General features: G+C 49.0%; 17 protein-coding genes and 1 other RNA gene. 1 reads left to right on the top strand and 17 read right to left on the bottom strand.

Annotation, left to right across the window (positions count from 1 at the left end; all coding sequences use genetic code 11):
• Nucleotides 1–36: 36 nt before the first annotated feature.
• The 7 genes from C7U56_RS03260 to leuC all read right to left on the bottom strand — a co-directional run bounded on the left by C7U56_RS03260 (nucleotide 37) and on the right by leuC (nucleotide 6,537).
• Complete coding sequence (locus tag C7U56_RS03260; RefSeq protein WP_107000114.1) at nucleotides 37–1,293, bottom strand: AI-2E family transporter; 1,257 nt, start codon at nucleotides 1,291–1,293, stop codon at nucleotides 37–39.
• A 120-nt stretch (nucleotides 1,294–1,413) separates the two neighbouring features.
• A non-coding RNA gene (ssrS, locus tag C7U56_RS03265) (6S RNA) lies at nucleotides 1,414–1,594 on the bottom strand.
• A gap of 137 nt (nucleotides 1,595–1,731) precedes the next feature.
• On the bottom strand, nucleotides 1,732–2,394 hold the full coding sequence (locus C7U56_RS03270; protein WP_107000115.1) for an HAD family hydrolase: 663 nt from the start codon (nucleotides 2,392–2,394) through the stop codon (nucleotides 1,732–1,734).
• 299 nt (nucleotides 2,395–2,693) lie between these two features.
• The gene (locus C7U56_RS03275; protein ID WP_022359395.1) at nucleotides 2,694–3,515 is read right to left on the bottom strand and encodes a cell wall hydrolase; all 822 of its coding nucleotides are present in this window, start codon (nucleotides 3,513–3,515) and stop codon (nucleotides 2,694–2,696) included.
• Nucleotides 3,516–4,094: 579 nt separating this feature from the next.
• Nucleotides 4,095–4,562 carry a Cys-tRNA(Pro) deacylase gene (gene ybaK, locus C7U56_RS03280; protein ID WP_107000116.1) on the bottom strand — a complete coding sequence of 156 codons (468 nt, stop codon included), beginning with the start codon at nucleotides 4,560–4,562 and terminating at the stop codon, nucleotides 4,095–4,097.
• A 40-nt stretch (nucleotides 4,563–4,602) separates the two neighbouring features.
• Complete coding sequence (gene leuD / locus C7U56_RS03285; RefSeq protein ID WP_022359393.1) at nucleotides 4,603–5,088, bottom strand: 3-isopropylmalate dehydratase small subunit; 486 nt, start codon at nucleotides 5,086–5,088, stop codon at nucleotides 4,603–4,605.
• A 183-nt stretch (nucleotides 5,089–5,271) separates the two neighbouring features.
• Nucleotides 5,272–6,537 (bottom strand): 3-isopropylmalate dehydratase large subunit, encoded by a 1,266-nt coding sequence (leuC, locus tag C7U56_RS03290; RefSeq protein ID WP_022359392.1) that lies wholly within the window; start codon nucleotides 6,535–6,537, stop codon nucleotides 5,272–5,274.
• A 352-nt stretch (nucleotides 6,538–6,889) separates the two neighbouring features.
• Between leuC and C7U56_RS03295 the strand changes: the two genes are divergently transcribed.
• Entirely contained in the window at nucleotides 6,890–7,774 is an 885-nt protein-coding gene (locus tag C7U56_RS03295; protein WP_107000117.1) for a LysR family transcriptional regulator, read from the top strand.
• A 245-nt stretch (nucleotides 7,775–8,019) separates the two neighbouring features.
• Here C7U56_RS03295 and C7U56_RS03300 read toward each other — a convergent pair whose 3' ends face one another.
• The 10 genes from C7U56_RS03300 to speD all read right to left on the bottom strand — a co-directional run bounded on the left by C7U56_RS03300 (nucleotide 8,020) and on the right by speD (nucleotide 19,348).
• Complete coding sequence (locus C7U56_RS03300) at nucleotides 8,020–9,192, bottom strand: acyltransferase family protein (RefSeq protein ID WP_181357153.1); 1,173 nt, start codon at nucleotides 9,190–9,192, stop codon at nucleotides 8,020–8,022.
• Nucleotides 9,193–9,408: 216 nt separating this feature from the next.
• Nucleotides 9,409–10,431 (bottom strand): ketol-acid reductoisomerase, encoded by a 1,023-nt coding sequence (gene ilvC / locus C7U56_RS03305; protein WP_107000119.1) that lies wholly within the window; start codon nucleotides 10,429–10,431, stop codon nucleotides 9,409–9,411.
• Between the two features lie 136 nt (nucleotides 10,432–10,567).
• A complete protein-coding gene (gene ilvN / locus C7U56_RS03310; protein ID WP_022360536.1) occupies nucleotides 10,568–11,068 on the bottom strand; it encodes an acetolactate synthase small subunit in 501 nt (166 codons plus the stop codon).
• 260 nt (nucleotides 11,069–11,328) lie between these two features.
• Nucleotides 11,329–12,327 carry an NAD(+) diphosphatase gene (gene nudC, locus C7U56_RS03315; RefSeq protein ID WP_107000120.1) on the bottom strand — a complete coding sequence of 333 codons (999 nt, stop codon included), beginning with the start codon at nucleotides 12,325–12,327 and terminating at the stop codon, nucleotides 11,329–11,331.
• A gap of 160 nt (nucleotides 12,328–12,487) precedes the next feature.
• Complete coding sequence (gene nspC, locus C7U56_RS03320) at nucleotides 12,488–13,660, bottom strand: carboxynorspermidine decarboxylase (protein ID WP_107000121.1); 1,173 nt, start codon at nucleotides 13,658–13,660, stop codon at nucleotides 12,488–12,490.
• Between the two features lie 106 nt (nucleotides 13,661–13,766).
• Nucleotides 13,767–14,969, bottom strand: a complete 1,203-nt coding sequence (locus C7U56_RS03325) for a saccharopine dehydrogenase family protein (RefSeq protein ID WP_022360539.1) — start codon at nucleotides 14,967–14,969, stop codon at nucleotides 13,767–13,769.
• Between the two features lie 207 nt (nucleotides 14,970–15,176).
• Complete coding sequence (gene speB, locus C7U56_RS03330; RefSeq protein WP_107000122.1) at nucleotides 15,177–16,052, bottom strand: agmatinase; 876 nt, start codon at nucleotides 16,050–16,052, stop codon at nucleotides 15,177–15,179.
• Nucleotides 16,033–16,893, bottom strand: coding sequence for a polyamine aminopropyltransferase (gene speE / locus C7U56_RS03335; RefSeq protein ID WP_107000123.1), 861 nt, complete (start codon nucleotides 16,891–16,893; stop codon nucleotides 16,033–16,035). Before speE ends, speB begins: the two co-directional genes overlap by 20 nt.
• Nucleotides 16,894–16,921: 28 nt before the next feature.
• On the bottom strand, nucleotides 16,922–18,499 hold the full coding sequence (locus C7U56_RS03340) for an aminotransferase class I/II-fold pyridoxal phosphate-dependent enzyme (protein WP_267895292.1): 1,578 nt from the start codon (nucleotides 18,497–18,499) through the stop codon (nucleotides 16,922–16,924).
• 81 nt (nucleotides 18,500–18,580) lie between these two features.
• Entirely contained in the window at nucleotides 18,581–19,348 is a 768-nt protein-coding gene (gene speD / locus C7U56_RS03345) for an adenosylmethionine decarboxylase (RefSeq protein WP_107000125.1), read from the bottom strand.
• Nucleotides 19,349–19,589: the final 241 nt, after the last annotated feature.

The following is a 19,589-nucleotide window of genomic DNA, read 5'->3' on the forward strand; positions in this document are numbered from 1 at the left end:
CGCCTTTATTTTTTAACTGTCCTTTCTCATTCACAGTCACTTTTTATTTAACTCCATAAACGTTCCTGTTTTCTCATCAATGTGGTCTAACTTCCGGTATTCGTCTGTCTCCATCGGCAATTTCCGAAGCCGCAGCGACCGGTGCACCGCGCGGGAGATCAAGTCATAAATAACCGCAAATGCCGGTACTGCGATAATCATGCCGACGAAACCAAAGAGTCCGCCAAAGAAGAGAATCGAAAACAGTACCCAGAAACTCGAAAGTCCTGTCGAATTGCCCAGGATCTTCGGTCCCAGAATATTGCCGTCAAACTGCTGCAGAAGCAGAATCCAGATGAGGAAATACACACACTGGAGCGGACTGACTAAGAATACCAGGAACGCTGCAGGTATCGCACCGATGAACGGTCCAAAAAAAGGTATCACATTCGTCACACCGATAATGACGCTCAAAAGCATCGGGAACGGCATATTTAAGATCGTCACACCGATGAAACAGATAATACCGATAATGAGGGAATCCACCAGCTTGCCGATGATGAAGCCGCCGAACATCTGATTGATAAACCGGAGCTCCTCGATTACCAGATTCGCCTGTCTTAGATTCAGGCAGCCATAAACAATCTTCTTTCCCTGTGCTGCCAGTGTATCTTTGATATTTAGCAGATACACCATGACGATCAGACCGATCAGCCAGTTTTTGATAAATTCCAGGACACCCAGCACGCTGCTGGAAAGGCCTGTCACGATCTGTCCAATCCGGTGCATATCAATGTTGGTAAACGATTTCTCCGCCCAGTTCTGAAAAACTGCCAGGTTATTTTCAAAACTGCTCAGAACCATATTTTCGATCTCCGGATTATTTTTCAAAATACGCTGAATCCATTCATACACATTCTGCACATACAGCGGAAATGAATCCTGAATACCGATCAAACTCTCGATCAGCTGCGGGATCATAAGCTGGAACATCCCTACCACAAGCACAATAACCAGCCCCAGACATGCTGCCGTCGCAAGCATCCGGGCTGCACCACGGACGTATTTGGAATTCTTAGTGACAGAGCCAAGGGTCTTTTCCACGATCCCTGCTACCCAGTTATATGCCGGGGCGGTCAGATACGTCAGCACCGCACCGCAGAGAATCGGCGCAAGGATTTTCACAACCTTGCGGGTGCCCGCCGACACCACATCCCAGTGTTGGATGCTGAACCAGAGCAGTATGCAGACCGCAATCACCGAAACTGCCGTCATACCCATATAAATGTATTCTTTGAAATCTCTTTTTTCCATACTTATGTTCTTATCCGTTCCTCTTTTCTGATTTTACAATGTGCTTCTGGAAAATGTTACATTTTCTTTACACACTTTCTTTTACAGAGAAAGCAGCGATTGCTCGCTGCTTTTATCCTTTGTAACCCCAAAATGCCGGCTCTTACCATATTGACGCCTAGCGCTGCTAGGTGGGCAACCTCACTTAGATTTCTGTCTTCCACTCGAGAGGAGGCCTGACATCCATCTAAAAATATCGGAATCCCGTTAGTCAAAATGTAGGTTCAAAAAAAGCAAGAGTTGTCGAGCATCCCAGGAATTACAAATATTCTCTTTTGATACGGCTATTATACCGCAAGTCGGATGTTTTTTCAAGTTCCATTTTCTGATAATGCGGTCAGGTTGTTACTGTTCGCGCATACGTGCCCAGTAACGGATTAAGAAACTCCTTTTTGTCTTTTATACTTCTCCCCACTTCATCAGGAAATCTCCCAGCTCTTCCACCGTCTCAATCTGGTAGTCTGCCCCATTTTCCGTAAATTCTTCCCGGGAACCATATCCATACAGCACCGCCGCACATGGGAGCTGATTTTCATGCGCCCCGATAATATCGTGTTTCCGGTCGCCCACCATGATAACCTTCGATTCCTCCGGTGTTGTTCCCAGATGGTCCAGCGTGTAGGCAATCACATCGCCTTTGCGGACCCGGATCTCCTCCATATCCGCCCCGCCAACCAGGGTAAAGTAGGAAAGCAGATCAAAATGCTCCAGAATCTGAATAGCAAACGGTTCCGGCTTCGAGGTTGCCACCGCCAGCGTAAGACCGGCATCCTTTAAACGTGCCAGCATCTCCCGGATTCCCGGATAGACTTTGTTTTCAAACATTCCCTGTTTCGTAAAATATTCGTGGAAATGGTCAATCGCTTCGCGCGCCTGCGCTTCGCTGAATCCGTAATATTCTTTAAAACTGTCCGACAGCGGCGGTCCGATGAACGGACACAGTTTATCCAGATCCGGCTCATCGATCCCGTATGCCTGCAGCGCATGCTGGACAGACTTTGTGATGCCTTCCTTCGGATCTGTAAGGGTTCCGTCGAGGTCAAATAGTATGATATGGTTCATATGGTTCGTTCTCCTTATTGTAGTCCGCGGTGCATTACTCCGCAGCACACCAGCTTGAAAAAACTACGTTTTCATTGCTTACGACCATTCTAATACATTTTACGCAAAAAAGAAAGACAACTTTTCTCCAGCCATCTTTCTTTTCTGCGTTTCAGTTACTGTTCACGCATACGTGCCCAGCAACGGAATTTGCCGTGGCTTCGCATTTAAATACGGCAAATTTCTGCTGCCACCACGTTTTCTTACGGCACTTTCGGTTCCAAAAGTGCCTACCCGTGAACAGTAACGTGTTTCACTCTTTATTTGTAAAATTCATGTCCACCATGCTGCATGACATAGGTCAGCTTGCCATCGAACCAGCGTACATTGGAGGAAGCAGAGATTCCGCGGTTCATGAAGTACAGGGCGCCGCCCGAGTAATCCTCGCCTTCCAGTGCACGGTTGACGCAGTCAATTGTCTGCTGCGTTACCTTACAGCTGTTGATCGTTCCATCCAGTACCGGTGAGAACTGGGATGGTTCGTACACAACGGCTTTAACGCTGTTCGGGAATTTCTTGTTTTTCACCCGGTTGATGATTACATTTGCAACCAGTATCTTTCCCCTGTCGTCACACACACCCGCCTCCGCCTGCACAATTTTCTGCAGAACACTGTAATCTTCATCGCTGTAAGAGATGACTGCGCGTTCCCGGCGCTCCCGTTCTTCTGCTTCCTGCGCCGCCTGCTGGGTCTGCATTCGTACTTCTCGTTCGATTACCTCTACTTCCAGAGCTTCCTTCGCAAGTTCATCCTGAATCCCCTGCTCCAGCCTCTGTCCGAGTAGATGCTGACTCTCCTCGTTGGAGGCGAGAATCGTAAATTCTGATAAGCTCTCTGTCTCTGTCGTTTCTTCTGACTGCAGCATTTCTGTCAGTTCCACATCATCCGGATATTCCCGGTGTGCCGAGGCTGCATTTTTGCCAACGCCGCCAAAACTGACCGAATTAAATGCTATCACCGTCACAACCGCTGCTCCCGTCATCAATACGGCTGCGGTCCGGTACATCCTTTTTGTCACACGGACAAATAATGCCTTTATAAACTGATAAGCAGTCTGAAGAAATGTGTCAATGCTTGGCATACACTCTCCTCTTTCTATCAGTGCAGTCCTCCCAAAACCGGTCTGACTGCCATTTAACATCTGCGGCATCTTCTTTGGCTGTCTGATTTTTTCTGACAGCTACGGACAGATCGTTACTGTTCACACACGTGTGCCCAGCAACGGGATTTTGCCGATGCTACGCATTCCAAATCGGCAAAATCTGCTGCCAGAACTGTATCGTACGGAATTTTCAGTTCAGAAAATTCCTACCTGTGAACAGTTACGACAGATCCTCTCTGCCTGTGCCGCTTCCTTCAAGTGACGGGAGACATTATATGTGGTTTCCGGCTTCAAAGTCAACGTCTTTTTTACATTTTTGTGACAAATCACATTCTCATTTAACTTTTCCTTAATATTTATGTGAGCATTTTATAAACTTTTTTGCTTTTTCTTCCCAATTTTTATAAACTTTGGCTGGTATAAAATTTTTAATTTTTTACAATTCTGTTAAATTCTGCCCGTCAAAAAAACAGGCGAATCAAGTCGCCTGTTTTTTATGTCAACTGTAATAGAACAATTATGGTATCTGTAAAGGTGTCAGACAGACTCCTTACCACTCTAGATCAGCGCTGCAAACTGTGCATCCACATATTTTGCAAGTTCCTCCGGATTCAGAATGACCTGAACACCTCTCTGACCCGCGCTGATGCTGATTTTGTCGAAAATCTGCGCTGTTTCTTCTATATAAGTAGGGAACTTCTTTTTCATGCCGATCGGGGAACAACCACCTCGCATATAGCCAGTCAGCGGAAGAAGTTCCTTCATATGGATCATCTCCACTTTCTTGTCCTTGGAAGCCTTTGCCACCTTTTTCAGGTCCAGCTCCTCATCGACCGGGATACAGCAGACCAGATAGCCGTTCTTATCGCCCTTTAAAACGAGCGTTTTGAACATCGTGTCATGGTCCATCCCCATCATATCCGCCGCATGGCTGCCGGATAAGTCGTCCTCATCTACTTCATACTCGCCTGCTTCATAATCGATTCCAGCCGCGTCTAAAAGACGCATTACGTTTGTTTTTGTCATAAGCTAAACCCTTTCTGGAGACAGATTTAGTGCACTCCTCTTATTTCTGGTTGATATAGTTTACCAGTCCACCGGCTGTGATGATCTTCTGCATGAACTCCGGGAACGCCTGCCCCTGGAAGCTCTGGCCGGTGGTTTTATCGGTAATCACACCGCTGTCAAAATCAACCTCTACCTCATCACCAGCCGCGATTGCTTTTGCAGCCTCCGGGCATTCGATGATCGGCAGACCGATATTAATAGAGTTGCGGTAGAAAATACGTGCAAACGTCTCAGCAATAACACAGCTTACTCCTGCACATTTGATTGCCAGCGGCGCATGCTCGCGGGAAGAACCGCAGCCAAAGTTCTTATTTGCTACGATGATATCACCCTTCTGTACTTTATTTACAAACTCTTTATCAATATCTTCCATACAATGTTTTGCCAGCTCGTTGCCATCCGGAGAGTTTAAGTATCTTGCCGGGATGATAACGTCTGTATCTACATTGTCTCCATATTTAAATACATGTCCATTTGCTTTCATTTCTATATCCTCCTGCGATTTATCCTGTTATTTTATTCCAATTCACGAGACGGCACCTGCGATTGCAGGAAACCCTTCCCCGAACCGTAATATCCGTTTGTAACTGTTCAGTACCTTCACAGTCACGCACAGACCTACTGAACAGTTACATCCGTTTTACTTATTCCTAAACTTTTATGCCTATTACAGTCCCAGTTCCGCCGGTCCGCTCACTTTTCCGGTAATGGCGCTGGCTGCTGCCACTGCCGGGCTTGCCAGATAAATCTCAGAATCCACGTGTCCCATACGTCCAACGAAGTTACGGTTGGTCGTGGATACACATCTCTCGCCTTCTGCCAGGATACCCATATAACCGCCCAGGCACGGACCGCAGGTCGGAGTGCTGACAACGGCACCAGCCTCGATGAAGGTCTCTAAAAGTCCCTCTTTCATGGACTGTAAATAGATCGCCTGTGTCGCCGGAATCACGATGCAGCGCAGACCTTTTTTCACTTTTCTGCCCTTTAAGATCTCAGCTGCGATACGCATATCCTCGATACGTCCGTTCGTACAGGAGCCAATGACAACCTGATCGATCGCAATGTCACCCACTTCATCGATCGTTCTCGTATTCTCCGGAAGGTGTGGGAAGGATACGGTCGGCTTTAACTCAGATAAGTCTATGGTGTACTCTTCGTCATACTCTGCATCCGGATCTGCCTCATATACCTTGAAATCACGTTTAGAATGCTCTTTTAAGTACTCGATGGTCTTCTCATCAACCGGAAAGATACCGTTCTTGCCGCCTGCCTCGATCGCCATGTTGCAGATCGTGAAACGGTCATCCATGGAAAGGTTCTTGATGCCCTCGCCGACAAACTCCATGGAACGGTACAGCGCGCCATCTACGCCGATCATACCGATAATGTGAAGAATGACATCTTTACCACTGACCCATTTTGCCGGTTTGCCGATCAGGTTGAACTTGATCGCGGACGGTACCTTGAACCAAGCCTTACCGGTTACCATGCCAGCTGCCATATCGGTACTGCCGACACCTGTAGAGAATGCGCCAAGTGCGCCGTATGTACAGGTATGGGAATCCGCACCGATGACTGCATCACCTGCTACAACCAGACCTTTTTCCGGAAGGAGTGCATGCTCGATTCCCATCTCTCCTACGTCAAAATAGTTGGTGATATCATGACGACAGGCAAATTCACGACAGCATTTGCAGTTTTCCGCCGACTTGATATCCTTATTCGGGATAAAATGATCCATAACCAGCGCAATTTTGTCATGATTGAATACCGTCTGGTTGTCCATCTTCTTCATCTCATTGACCGCTACCGGTGTTGTGATATCATTTCCAAGAACCAGATCCAGATCTGCTTCGATCAACTGTCCTGCTTTTACCTCTGCAAGACCCGCGTGCGCTGCCAGGATCTTCTGTGTCATTGTCATTCCCATGATTTATTTCCTCCTGCATATACATACTTGGTAACGGCTCCGATGCCCTTACTGTTGTAGGAAAAAACTCTGTTCCAACGGTGCCGCTGACATCTTTTGCTTTTTTATATTTGTATTATAACACCGGTTCTGTTATAATACAAATATATATTGTTGATAGATACTATGAGTCGAAGTTATAGTGTCACTGTTCACGGGTAGGCACTTTTGGAACCGAAAGGGCCGTAAGAAAACGTGCCCAGTAACGTTATAGTGTCACCGATTTTTCCGATTGGAATACGAAGCATCCGCAAAATCCTGTCACATTTTGCACAACGTGTGAACTGTAGCTTTATAGATATAAAGGAGTATTATGGAACAACATTTAACCCAGTACCGTATTTTCTACGCCGTTGCACGCGCCGGCAATATTTCCCGCGCCGCCAAGGAACTTTTTATCAGCCAGCCCGCGATCAGCAAATCAATCAGCAAGCTGGAAGAAAGCCTCGGCATAGCACTTTTTATCCGCAATTCCCGCGGCGTCTCCCTGACCGCAGAGGGACAGGTCTTATTTCAGCATGTAGAAGCCGCCTTTGAAGCACTGGATCGCGGTGAAAATGAGCTGAAACAGATCCAGAACCTCCACATCGGACAGCTCAAGATCGGCGTCAGCAACACTCTGTGCAAATATATTCTTCTTCCTTATTTAAAAGAATTTATTGCACAGTACCCGCATGTCCGCATTTTGATTGAAAGTCAGGACACCGCACGCACAATCTCGATGCTGGAACAGCAGAAGCTCGACATCGGTCTGATCGCCGAGCCCAAAAACCGCCGCTACCTTTCGTTTCTTCCCGTCATGCGAATCGAGGACACCTTTGTCTGTACCCGGTCTTATCTGGAAAATCTGCGGATCCGCGAAGGTGCCGATGTCGATCCGTTCGAATCCGGGACAATCCTGCTGCTCGACCGCAGCAATATGACGCGCACGCACATTGACGCGTACTTTGCAGAGCACGGAATTGAACCGAAGCAGATTTTAGAGGCGACGACGATGGATCTTCTGATTGAATTTGCCAAAACGGGACTTGGAATCGGATGTGTGATCCGCGAATTTGTGCGGGAAGAATTAAAAGATGGTTCGCTGATCGAACTCCCGCTGGAAGTGCCAATCCGAAACCGAACGATTGGATTTGCTTATCATCCGACGGCGATGACGCGGACGATGAATGATTTTGTGCAATTTTGTTCGGAATAATGAAATAATTGGCAACACGGACGCCATTTCCTATGAAACGAAAAAGTCCGGCGCATGGCGGTCAAGCTGCCATATGCCGGACTTTTTCTGTTTAGTTCCTATTTTTATCAATTTTCGTAACTGTTCAGTACCTTCACAGTCACGCGCAAAAATTCATTAAAAATTGCCTGCGGCAATGGAATTTTTGCCTGCTGGCCCATGTTTTCGTACGGTCAGCGCAGTAAATGCGCAGACCTACTGAGCAGTTACCGATTTTCTTTTAAAATATTCTTCGCACATTTCCACACACATGGAAATATTTTCCCATCTACCAGCCAGACATACACTTTCGAACAAATTCCTATTAAAATACAGCTCAGAACCAGATTCACCCCGATCGCCAGCTTCTCTCCCGCCTCAGAATAAATGCTGTAAAACCAACAGGAAAAGCTGGCAATCACAAGCCAGTGTGTCAGGAAGATTCCCATGCTATACTCGCCGATCCACAGAATAATTTTTTTGAGGATCTCCGGGAGCCAGGTCTCCAGACCGCCGAGCCAGAAGAGACGGAAGCCTAAAATCATCAGGAATGCAGCAACATGACCATAGAATTCCATGGTTCCGAGTCCGCCTGGAAATCCATGCGCTCCCAATGTGGTTCCGATCCAGAAAGATTTTCGAACGAACCAGATGCTGAAAATCCAGAGGGCAGCACCAAAAATGCCATATTTTTCTTCTCCATCTTTAAGCAGATTCTCTTTTCGCTCTCTTTCTTTCATGGACTTCTCAACTGCCCGCATCAGCAGACAGATCCCATTTCCCAGAAGCAGGCAGATATAAAAGCTGTTCATTCCGATCAGCACTGCCGCGACGCCTGCCAGAATCAGAATTTTCTGGCGGGTTCCTACTTCCCGGAGGGCGGATGAAAGTACAAGAGTCAGAATACTTCCCATGAAAGTGTAGGTCAGCATCCAGGACGGACCATAGTACGTTGAATCAGCCTTGAAGATTGTATCAAACCAGGCATAGCGGAGCGCCTTCAGACCGCCTGGCAGATAGCTGTAAAAGTTGCTCAGCCACTCATTTTCCAGACGCGGCGCAACCCGCACTGTGTAGAAGAGACCGCTCCGGTAAAATAGATATGCCAGCAGAAATGTGACCGTCAACGGGCAGGTCAGTTTCAGATAGCGGCGCAGGATCTCTAAACTCCACGAAGTAAATCGCCCGGAATATACCTTATCGGCTATCAGCATTCCGCTGATCATCAAAAAAAGACTAACCCCGAAGGTTCCATAGCGGAGCAGGGGAAGCGGTCCTATTTCCATCAGCGCATTTACCTTATTGCTGCCCCAGCTCCCGAATGTACCGAACCAGTGACTTCCAAAGACCGCCAGACAGGCGTATGCCTTGATTATATTTACGTCATCATAGCGTTTCATCCGCGTTTCCTTTCCCATTCATATAAAAAGAATGTGCCTTGGCACATTCTCGCGCCGAGCGCGGTCGCCGGCGACATGTTTCTTCTTCGCGCGAGTGTGCATCCACGCGGAGTGATTTTTATTTCATAGGATGCATTTTCCTATGAAACCACAAAAAGCAGGACCGCTGCAAACCTGCAGCAGCCCTGTATAAGATTTCCTATATTCGAAAAACGATTAGTTGTTGATCAGCTTATCGTTCTCGTTGTTCCAGCTGTAAAGCTTACGGATCTCTGCGCCGACTTTCTCAGACGGATGCTCGGAAGCAAGCTTTCTCATAGCCTGGAAGTGTACCTGACGACCTGCCGGGGACATATCCAGTAAGAACTCTTTTGCAAAGGTACCGTCCTGGATATCGGACAGAATTTTCTTCATAGCTTTCTTTGTCTCAGCGGTAACGATCTTCGGTCCGGTTACATAATCGCCGTACTCAGCTGTGTTGGAGATGGAGTATCTCATACCAGCGAAACCAGACTGATAAATCAGGTCTACGATCAGCTTCATCTCGTGGATACACTCGAAGTAAGCATTTCTCGGGTCATAACCAGCCTCACACAGAGTCTCGAAACCAGCCTGCATCAGAGCGCAAACACCGCCGCAAAGAACTGCCTGCTCACCGAAGAGGTCTGTCTCAGTCTCAGTACGGAATGTAGTCTCCAGAAGACCAGCTCTAGCGCCGCCAATGCCAAGACCATAAGCCAGTGCGCGGTCAAGTGCCTTGCCTGTGTAATCCTGCTCTACTGCTACCAGGCACGGTGTACCTTTACCAGCCTGATACTCACTTCTTACAGTGTGACCCGGTGCCTTCGGAGCGATCATGGTTACATCGACATTCTTCGGCGGTTTGATGCATCCAAAGTGGATGTTAAAGCCATGAGCGAACATAAGCATATTGCCCTCTTCCAGGTTTGGCTCGATGTCTTTCTTGTACATATCTGCCTGAAGCTCATCGTTGATCAGGACCATGATGATATCAGCCTGTTTTGCAGCCTCTGCTGCGGTGTATACTTTAAATCCCTGTGCCTCTGCTTTTGCCCAAGACTTGCTGCCCTCGTAAAGACCGATGATAACATCGCATCCGGACTCTTTTAAGTTCAAGGCATGTGCATGACCCTGGCTGCCGTAACCGATAATAGCAATCTTCTGTCCTTCTAATAAGGATAAATTACAATCTTCCTGATAGTAAATCTTTGCTGCCATTTTTCATTTCCTCCTTGGATCTAACAAAAATAAAATAAATTTATTATAAAGCATAGACCGGCGCCTCTCTGTGCGTCTTTGGACCAAACTTTGTAAACCTCTTGAATGCCTTGTATCCAGTCTATCAATTGATGTACTACGGCAGATAGCGGATATCATCGGCACCTCTGGAAAGACCTGTAAGACCCGTTCTAGCTAATTCCAGAATCTCATAATCTTCCAGAAGATTAATCAGCGCGTCCTGTTTGGACTGGTCGCCTGTCAGCATAACAGTGACAGAATCTTTTCCCACATCGACAATCGACGCACGGAAAATCTCGGAAATTGCATTGATCGCCATCCGCTGGTTTGCATTTGCTCTCACCTTGACGAGCATCAGCTCACGGTATACGGAATGACCTTCCCGCAGTTCCTTTATGTCGTGTACATCTTCCAGTTTTCCAAGCTGCTTCTGAATCTGCTCCAGAACCTGATGATCGCCCAGCGATACAACCGTCATACGGGAGTATCTCGGATCCGCGGTCACGCCAACTGTAAGGCTTTCGATATTATATCCGCGGCGGCTGAAAAGTCCAGCCACACGGCTTAAAACGCCGGCAGTATTATCTACCAGCAGTGATAACACAATTCTGCTCATGCAATCTTCCCACCTTGCTCTTCTGTCTTGTTCGTATAGCCTTAATGATAGCAACCAATTCTCAGTTTGTCAACTAATTAAAAGGAATGCTTAGTATTCCCCAGAGCTATATCATTACTGTTCACGCATACGTGCTCAGTAACGAAATTTGCCGTGGCTCCGCATTTAAATACGGCAAATTCCTGCTGCCACCACGTTTTCTTACGGCACTTTCGGTTCCAAAAGTGCCTACCTGTGTACATTAACGATATATCAACACATCATTTCTGGTGTTCCTTCCACTTTTTCTCCCAGTCCGGACCGTATTTAAAATACATCTTCATCTCGGTTCCGACACTGATGAGGCGTGCATCGTCCGGGATCTCCTCACGCGTATACCAGCCTGCCTCAGAAAGCTCGTCCTCCTGCAGACGGATCTTATCATCCCCATCCAGTTCTGCAAAAAATCCGATCATCTCCGTATCAGTAAACGCCCACGGCTGACTCTTGAAATAGCGGATATTTTTAACTTTCAGCCCGACTTCCTCCATCACTTCGCGGCGGACGGTCTCTTCAAATGTCTCCCCGATCTCGACAAATCCAGCGATCAGCGCATAGCCACGGTAGGTACTGTGGTTGACACGGTAGCGCGACATAAGAAGTTTGTTCCCGTTCGTGATCGCCACGATAACTGCCGGGGAGATCTTTGGATATTCCGTCTGGCCGCAGACCGGGCAGACGAGCGCCCGCTCGTTCTTGCTGTCCTGCGTCTTTGCCCCGCAGCGTCCGCAAAACTGACGGCTCTGTCTCCAGCGCCACAGCTGCACCGCCGTGATCGCTGCAAATGCCTGGTGCATCGGCTCCATCGCACGGATGTCGGTCGGCGTTTTCCATGCATAGTAAAGCTGTTCCAACTCTTTTTCTGCCCCTTCCAGTGCACCAGAATCCGTCTTCCCAGCTTCCATATTATTTTTGTCCGAAACAGGCATCTGACCAGCCCCTTCTTTTAGCTTTGCCAGAATCTCTTCTGCTTCTTTCTCCGGCACACTGACCAGAAAATATGGCTTCTCATCAACCGAAAAGAGATAGACCGCCCGATCCATCAGTTCCGGAACTGCCGCCTCAATCTCCTCCCGGCGCGGGATAGTAAGCACATGTTCCTCCGCGGTCTCACGCAGAAGAATCCGGCTTTTCTGGATGCAGAAGACGTAGTCCTGTGATCCAGGTTTCTGAATGTGGTATGTATTGTCGTAGCGATGTGGTGCGATGTCCTGTATCATAACTTTATCTCTCTATCCTTTTATTCTCCAAAACTTGTGTAACCGTTATTTCCATACTGTGTAACGGCTGTCCTCGCAGACATTCTTTGTAATCTTTCTGCAAGTCTCTTCATTTTACTCTTTTTATTAAAAAAATACAATCCCTCGGCTCGCCCCAGACTTACAACCGTCCCACAAAATCCTCATATCCAAACGCCCGCACCACTTCCGCTGTCCCATCTTCATGCCGGTATACGATCGACGGAAGCGGCATTCCATTAAAGGTATTATTTTTGACCATCGTATAGAGCGCCATATCGCCAAACACCAGCCGTCCACCCTCTTTTAGCGGTGCATCGAACGAATAATCCCCGATGCAGTCCCCCGAAAGACAGGTTGGTCCGCCCAGGCGGAACGTATACGGCTTTTCGCCCGCTTCTCCCGCTCCGATAAGCGGCGGACGGTACGGCATTTCCAGCACATCCGGCATATGGCAGGCTGCCGAGGTATCCAGAATCGCAATCTGCATGCCGTTTTCCATCGTCTCCAGCACGGAAGTTACAAGAAATCCCGCGTTTAAGACAACTGCCTCGCCCGGTTCCAGGTATACTTCTACCCCATATTTTTCGCGCAGCCCGCGCACCAGGCGGATCAGGCGTTCCCGGTCATAATCTTCTCTCGTAATGTGGTGTCCGCCGCCCAGGTTCAGCCATTTTACCTTTGAAAACCAGGCTCCAAACTTCTCCTCCGCTGCCCGCAGCGTCGTCTCCAGGTCATCTGAATTCTGCTCGCAGAGCGTATGCATATGAAATCCATCCAGATACGGAAGGATGGTTTCTTCAAAGTTTCCCGTCTCCGAAAGCATCGGAAGAGTCGTCCCCATGCGGGATCCCGGCGCACACGGATCATAGATCGCGTGCCCCTCCTGCGTGGAACACTCCGGGTTCAGCCGGAGTCCCGCCTGTTTTCCGGCCTTTTTTACTTTTTCACCATATTTCAGCACCTGCCCCGGCGTATTAAAAACGATGTGGTCGGCATAATTTAAAATCTCATCAAACTCATCCGGGCGGTAGGCGGCAGAAAACACATGGGTCTCCCCGCCAAACTCCGTTTTTCCAAGCCGCGCCTCATAAAGCCCGCTCGCCGCGGTTCCCGACAGATACTGACGAATCAGCGGGTAGACCGAATACATGGAAAATGCTTTCTGTGCCAGCAGAATCCGGCATCCAGCCCGCTCTGCCGTATCTTTCAAAATTTCCAGATTTTTCTTTAAAAGCGTCTCATCCACCACATAAAATGGCGTGCGGATCGCCGCCGTGTCCCGGAGAACCCCAGCCGCCTCCCGTTCCTGCATCTGTTTTCCTTCCTTTCCTTCTCGCTTCCATCTTCCCTGTCCATTCTCTTCCTGCGCCTAAAAAACGCAAAATAAAACCAGTTTCTTACATGGAGGTATTTTTATCTTAATCCACCAGTGCCGGATCCCAGGATTCCTTCCACGGAAGTCCCCATTTATTTAACGCATCCATAAATGGATCCGGATCAAATTCTTCAATATTATAAACGCCCGGTTTCTGCCAGGTTCCATTCATCACCAGCATCGCACCGATCATCGCCGGTACACCGGTTGTGTAGGAGATCGCCTGGGAACCAACCTCTTTGTAGCACTCCTGATGATCACAGATATTATATAAGTAATACTTCTTCTCTTTTCCATCCTTCTTACCCTGGAAAATGCATCCGATATTCGTTTTTCCAACAGTACGAGGACCAAGGGATGCCGGATCCGGAAGCACTGCCTTTAAGAACTGCAGCGGTACGATCTCTTTTCCTTCGTACATAATCGGCTCGATCGAAGTCATGCCGACGTTCTCCAGACACTTTAAATGGGTCAGGTAACTCTGGCCGAAGGTCATGAAGAAGCGGATCCGCTTGATTCCCGGCATATTGAGCGCCAACGATTCGATCTCCTCATGGTGAAGCAGGTACATATCCTTCATGCCGACGCCGTCAAAATCATACTCTCTCTTGATCTCCATCGGTTTCGTCTCTACCCAGTGTCCATCTTCCCAGTAAGAACCGTTTGCCGACACCTCCCGGATATTGATCTCCGGGTTAAAATTGGTTGCAAACGGATAGCCGTGGTCGCCGCCGTTGCAATCCAGAATGTCGATGTAGTTGATCTCGTCAAACTCATGTTTCAGCGCATACGCCGAAAATACGCCGGTTACACCCGGATCAAAGCCGCTTCCCAGCAGTGCGGTAATGCCCGCCTCTTTAAATTTCTCACGATATGCCCACTGCCATTTGTACTCAAATTTTGCCGTATCCTCCGGCTCATAGTTCGCAGTATCGATATAATGGGTCTTCGTCGCCAGGCAGGCATCCATGATCGTCAGATCCTGGTACGGAAGCGCTAGGTTCAGCACCACATCCGGGTTAAATTTCTCAATCAGGGCAATCAGCTCGTCCACGTTGTTTGCATCCACCTGTGCAGTCTGGATCTTCGTCTTGGTGGTTCCCTCTAATTTTTCTTTCAGCGCATCGCATTTGGACTTCGTCCGGCTTGCAATGCAGATCTCCTCAAATGCCTCGCTGTTCTGGCAGCACTTGTGAATTGCTACGGAAGCTACGCCTCCACATCCGATAATTAACGCTTTTCCCATCTTTTTTTCCTCCTGTATTCTGAAATGTACTCTGTTTTTGTTCCATTTTATAATCCAAATTTCACATTTGCTTTTGTTCAAACACTTTTCAGTTCATGTCTCAAACACACACTTTTATTTGATGATACCAGGGTCAAAAGGTCAGAAGTTCGACGCAAGCTTGCTTGCAGGAGAATTTTTGACCTTGGGACCCGCCAAAAACATTTCTTACTTAATCTTTGGATTTCCCAACAGCGCCAGCAGCATCTCCCTTACAATCTTGCACGCCACCGCCGTCGATGCACCGGACGCATCCAGCGCCGGGGATAATTCATTCACATCACATCCAACAATCCAAGCTGCACTGCAGATCTGCGTGACTGCCCGTCGAAGTTCCTCAAAACTGATTCCGCCCGGTTCCGGCGTTCCTGTTCCCGGAAATACACTCGGATCCAGCACATCCAGATCCAGGGTAAAATACACCGGTTTTCCTTCCAGTTTCCGAAGAGTTTCCTGAAGGACTTCCATATCCACGATAAATGGATGCGTCGTCACGTGTTCTTTTCCCCAGCGCCATTCCTCCCGGTCGCCGGAGCGGATACCAAACTGCGTGATCCTGCCATCTCCCAGGACTTCCCAGCAGCGGCGCAGCACACAGGCGTGGGAAAGTTTCGCGCCCAGATAATCGTCCCGCAGATCGGCGTGTGCATCAAAATGAATGATATGCAGATCCGGATATTTCTCTGCCAGTGCCTGCACCGGTGCCAGCGTCACCAGGTGCTCGCCGCCCAGCATAAATGGGATCTTGCCATCCCCGGCTATCTCCGCCGCCCGCTCCCGCAGATCCTTTAACGCCAACGATGCGTCACCAAAGCAGAGCTCCTGATCGCCCGCGTCAAACACGGCGTAATCGGTCAGATCACGGTCCTGGTACGGCGAATACGATTCCAGCCCATAGGATTCCGAGCGGATCGCCCGTGAGCCGAACCGGGTGCCCGGGCGGTACGAAGTGGTTGAGTCAAACGGCGCGCCGTAGAGCACGATCCCCGCCTCCTCATAGCTGGCGTCACACGCCAGAAACGTCTCAATATTTGCCTTCAACATCTTCTAACATCTCCTCCACATATGCCGGCAGGTAAAATGCCCCTTTATGCAGGGTCGTCGTATAATACCGGCAGTCCAGCCCCCGCAGGTTCCATCTTGTCTCATCCAAATTCTTTAACGGATGGTATTTCTTCGACGCAAATCCAAACAGCCAGTGCCCGGACGGGTAGGTCGGGATATGCGCCTGATAGACGCGGCTGATCGGAAATGACTCCACGATCCGCTTATGAGCCCGCTTGCACGCCTCCGCATCTTCGGCATAAAACGGGCTTTCATGCTGATTGACCATGATGCCGTCCTCTTTTAACGCCTTATAGCAGTTCCCGTAAAATTCCCGGGTAAAAAGCCCTTCGCCCGGTCCAAACGGGTCGGTTGAATCCACGATGATCAGATCGTATTCATTTTCCTTAAAGCGGACATATTTCAGCCCATCCTCATAGTGGATCGAGAGTCTCGGATCATCGAGACGGCACGCTGTCTTCGGCAGATATTTCCGGCAGACCTCCACCACCAGCGGGTCGATCTCCACCATGTCGATGTGCTCGATCTCCGGATAGCGGGTCAGCTCCCGGATCACGCCTCCATCCCCGGCTCCAATTACCAGTACCTTTTTGACCAACGGATGCACTGCCATCGGCACATGCGTGATCATTTCGTGATAGATAAATTCATCCTTTTCCGTCAGCATCATATATCCATCCAAAGTCAAAAACCGCCCAAATTCCGGCGAATCAAAGACATCGATCCGCTGAAACTCGCTCTTTCCGCTGTAAAGCTGGCGATCCACCCGGATGGAAATTTTTACATTTGGCGTATGATTCTCTGAAAACCAGAAATTCATAATTTTCCCCTTTCTATCTACTGCTTATCTATTTCAGCACATTCAGGCGCTCAATCCCCGGATCCTCCGGTCCGGTCATTGAACATCCTTTTTCCAGCGCATACGCAATGTAGTCAATGATCTCTTCCGTGATCTGCTCGCCCGGCGTCAGAATCGGAATGCCAGGCGGGTAGCACATGACAAACTCACTGCACACACGCCCGGCTGTCTCGCGGATCGGAAGGGATTCTTTTTCCCCATAAAATGCCTCCTGCGGCGACATCGCCACGATCGGTTCAATGTAATCAAAATCCATCAGCGTCGATTTATCCCGGCTGAACCGGCGCTTGATCTCCGCCAGCGCGCTGACCAAGCGCTCTACCTCCCGCTGCCGATCACCGATGGAGAGATATGCCAGAATATTTCCCAGATCACCAAATTCCGCCTGGATATCGTACTCGTCCCGGAGAAGATCATAAACCTCGATCCCCGCCAGCCCGATATCGCGCGTGTGAATTGAAAGTTTGGTCACATCGAAATCATAAATGCTGTCGCCGTTTACCAGCTCCTTCGAATAGGCATAATAACCGCCAATCCGGTTGATTTCTGTTCTCGCATACTCCGCCAGCTCCACCACCTGCTTAAATGCCTCACGCCCGCGAAGCGCCAGGTTCCGTCTGGAGATATCGAGACTGGAAAGGAGCAGGTAGGAACCACTCGTCGTCTGCGTCAGATTGATAATCTGGCGGACATACCCGGCGGACATACCCGGACCCGTCAGAAGAATCGAGCTCTGCGTCAGGCTTCCGCCTGATTTGTGCATCGAAACCGCCGCCATATCCGCCCCAGCTGCCATCGCGGAAATCGGCATATTTTCCCCGAAATAAAAATGGGTTCCATGTGCCTCATCAGCTAAACACAACATCCCATGCTCATGTGCCAGCTTTACGATCGAGCGCAGATCCGAACAAATGCCGTAATACGTCGGATTGTTCACAAACACCGCCTTAGCATCTGGATTTTCCTTGATCGCCCGGCGCACATCTTCCACACGCATTCCAAGAGGAATCCCCAGTCTCTTATCACCCGCCGGATTCACATAGACCGGAACCGCGCCTCCAAGCACCATGGCACCCATGACGCTGCGGTGGACATTTCGCGGCAATATAATCTTCTCGCCCCGCTTGACTGCCGTCAGCACCATGCTCTGGACCGCCGATGTCGTACCGCCGACCATCAGGAATGCGTGTGCCGCCCCGAATGCCTCAGCCGCCAGCTGCTCCGCATCCGCGATGACGGACACCGGATGGCAGAGGTTATCGAGCGGCTTCATGGAATTGACGTCCAGCCGCATGCAGGTCTCTCCTAAAAGTTTCGTCAACTCCGGGTTGCCGCGCCCCCTCTTGTGCCCCGGCACATCAAACGGCACCACGCGCATCTTCTGAAATGCTTCCAGCGCCTCATAGATCGGCGCGCGCTCCTGGGTCAGCGCGTCATCTCTTCGACTACCTCCCCCCGTTTCTTTCGGTTCTGAAGCTTCCTTTCTGCGCCGTGCACTCCGTCCGACGCCCGGCTCCAGATTTCTTCTCTCTTCTTCCATCTGCCGTCCCTCCTGAAAATCACTCATTCGTTTCTTCTATCGAATTTCCCTGGTTTTCGCGGTATTTTCCAGTCAAACCATTCTCTTTCCTCTCAAAAAGCATTTCTTTTAAAACACATTTCTTCCGCTGAAAATTTCAATCATCTCCCGCCGCAGGCTGTCCATAATACTGAGTCTGGTGGTCGGCGGAAGTTCATAGACATCTGTCTTAAACAGATAATTCTGCAGATCGATCTCTTTCAGCATCATCTTGGTATGGAACAGATTCGCCTCGTACACATTGATATCGACCACATCGTAGCGCCGCAGCGTTTCCTTGGAGATATAATCCTGAATCGAGCGGATCTCACGATCCATAAACAGCTTTTTTCCGTCCACATCCCGCGTGAATCCGCGCACCCGGTAGTCCATCGTAATGATGTCCGAATCAAACGAACCGATCAGGTAATCGAGAGTCGAAAGAGGCGTGATCTCCCCGCAGGTCGCCACGTCGATATCCACCCGGAAGGTCGCCAGACAGGTCTCTGGATGGTATTCCGGATAGGTATGGACGGTCACATGGCTCTTGTCCAGATGCGCCACCTGCGTCTCCCCCTGCACCGGCACCATAGAGTCTTCCGCAATCAGAAGCGTAACCGAAGCCCCCTGCGGATCGTAGTCCTGCTGGGAAATACTCAATACCCGCGCCCCGATCATATCTGTCAGCGACGTTAGAATCCGGGTCAGACGTTCCGAATTGTACTGCTGATCAATGTAGGCAATATAATCCTTCTGCTCCCTCGGTGTCTTGGCATAACAGACATCATAGATATTAAAGCTAAGCGCCTTTGTAAGGTTATTAAAGCCGTATAATTTTAATTTTTCGCTGTGATCCATATCTTCCTTCTCCTGAAATATAAATGGTGTTGATCAAAAAAGCGGATGATGTGTCTCCACATCATCCGCAAAAACGTTCTTTTCCTGCTTCGCTCTATTTTTACAAATCTGCCGTATATCTGCGAAATCTTCCCTTGTCCCTATTTACCGCATATACTGCACATTGCTTCAAACCTTTTTATCCACAGAAATCTTACATTCAGAGTCTATATAGCAAATATCTACTTTTACCACTCTTATT

This window comes from Clostridium fessum, from assembly GCF_003024715.1.
Taxonomy (GTDB): domain Bacteria; phylum Bacillota; class Clostridia; order Lachnospirales; family Lachnospiraceae; genus Otoolea; species Otoolea fessa.

What these genes read in the sequence shown, in the direction of transcription:
- C7U56_RS03260 (WP_107000114.1), bottom strand. Translation starts at nt 1,293, where the DNA reads ATGGAAAAAAGAGATTTCAAAGAATACATTTATATGGGTATGACGGCA.
- C7U56_RS03270 (WP_107000115.1), bottom strand. Translation starts at nt 2,394, where the DNA reads ATGAACCATATCATACTATTTGACCTCGACGGAACCCTTACAGATCCG.
- C7U56_RS03275 (WP_022359395.1), bottom strand. Translation starts at nt 3,515, where the DNA reads ATGCCAAGCATTGACACATTTCTTCAGACTGCTTATCAGTTTATAAAG.
- ybaK (WP_107000116.1), bottom strand. Translation starts at nt 4,562, where the DNA reads ATGACAAAAACAAACGTAATGCGTCTTTTAGACGCGGCTGGAATCGAT.
- leuD (WP_022359393.1), bottom strand. Translation starts at nt 5,088, where the DNA reads ATGAAAGCAAATGGACATGTATTTAAATATGGAGACAATGTAGATACA.
- leuC (WP_022359392.1), bottom strand. Translation starts at nt 6,537, where the DNA reads ATGGGAATGACAATGACACAGAAGATCCTGGCAGCGCACGCGGGTCTT.
- C7U56_RS03295 (WP_107000117.1), top strand. Translation starts at nt 6,890, where the DNA reads ATGGAACAACATTTAACCCAGTACCGTATTTTCTACGCCGTTGCACGC.
- C7U56_RS03300 (WP_181357153.1), bottom strand. Translation starts at nt 9,192, where the DNA reads ATGAAACGCTATGATGACGTAAATATAATCAAGGCATACGCCTGTCTG.
- ilvC (WP_107000119.1), bottom strand. Translation starts at nt 10,431, where the DNA reads ATGGCAGCAAAGATTTACTATCAGGAAGATTGTAATTTATCCTTATTA.
- ilvN (WP_022360536.1), bottom strand. Translation starts at nt 11,068, where the DNA reads ATGAGCAGAATTGTGTTATCACTGCTGGTAGATAATACTGCCGGCGTT.
- nudC (WP_107000120.1), bottom strand. Translation starts at nt 12,327, where the DNA reads ATGATACAGGACATCGCACCACATCGCTACGACAATACATACCACATT.
- nspC (WP_107000121.1), bottom strand. Translation starts at nt 13,660, where the DNA reads ATGCAGGAACGGGAGGCGGCTGGGGTTCTCCGGGACACGGCGGCGATC.
- C7U56_RS03325 (WP_022360539.1), bottom strand. Translation starts at nt 14,969, where the DNA reads ATGGGAAAAGCGTTAATTATCGGATGTGGAGGCGTAGCTTCCGTAGCA.
- speB (WP_107000122.1), bottom strand. Translation starts at nt 16,052, where the DNA reads ATGTTGAAGGCAAATATTGAGACGTTTCTGGCGTGTGACGCCAGCTAT.
- speE (WP_107000123.1), bottom strand. Translation starts at nt 16,893, where the DNA reads ATGAATTTCTGGTTTTCAGAGAATCATACGCCAAATGTAAAAATTTCC.
- C7U56_RS03340 (WP_267895292.1), bottom strand. Translation starts at nt 18,499, where the DNA reads ATGAGTGATTTTCAGGAGGGACGGCAGATGGAAGAAGAGAGAAGAAAT.
- speD (WP_107000125.1), bottom strand. Translation starts at nt 19,348, where the DNA reads ATGGATCACAGCGAAAAATTAAAATTATACGGCTTTAATAACCTTACA.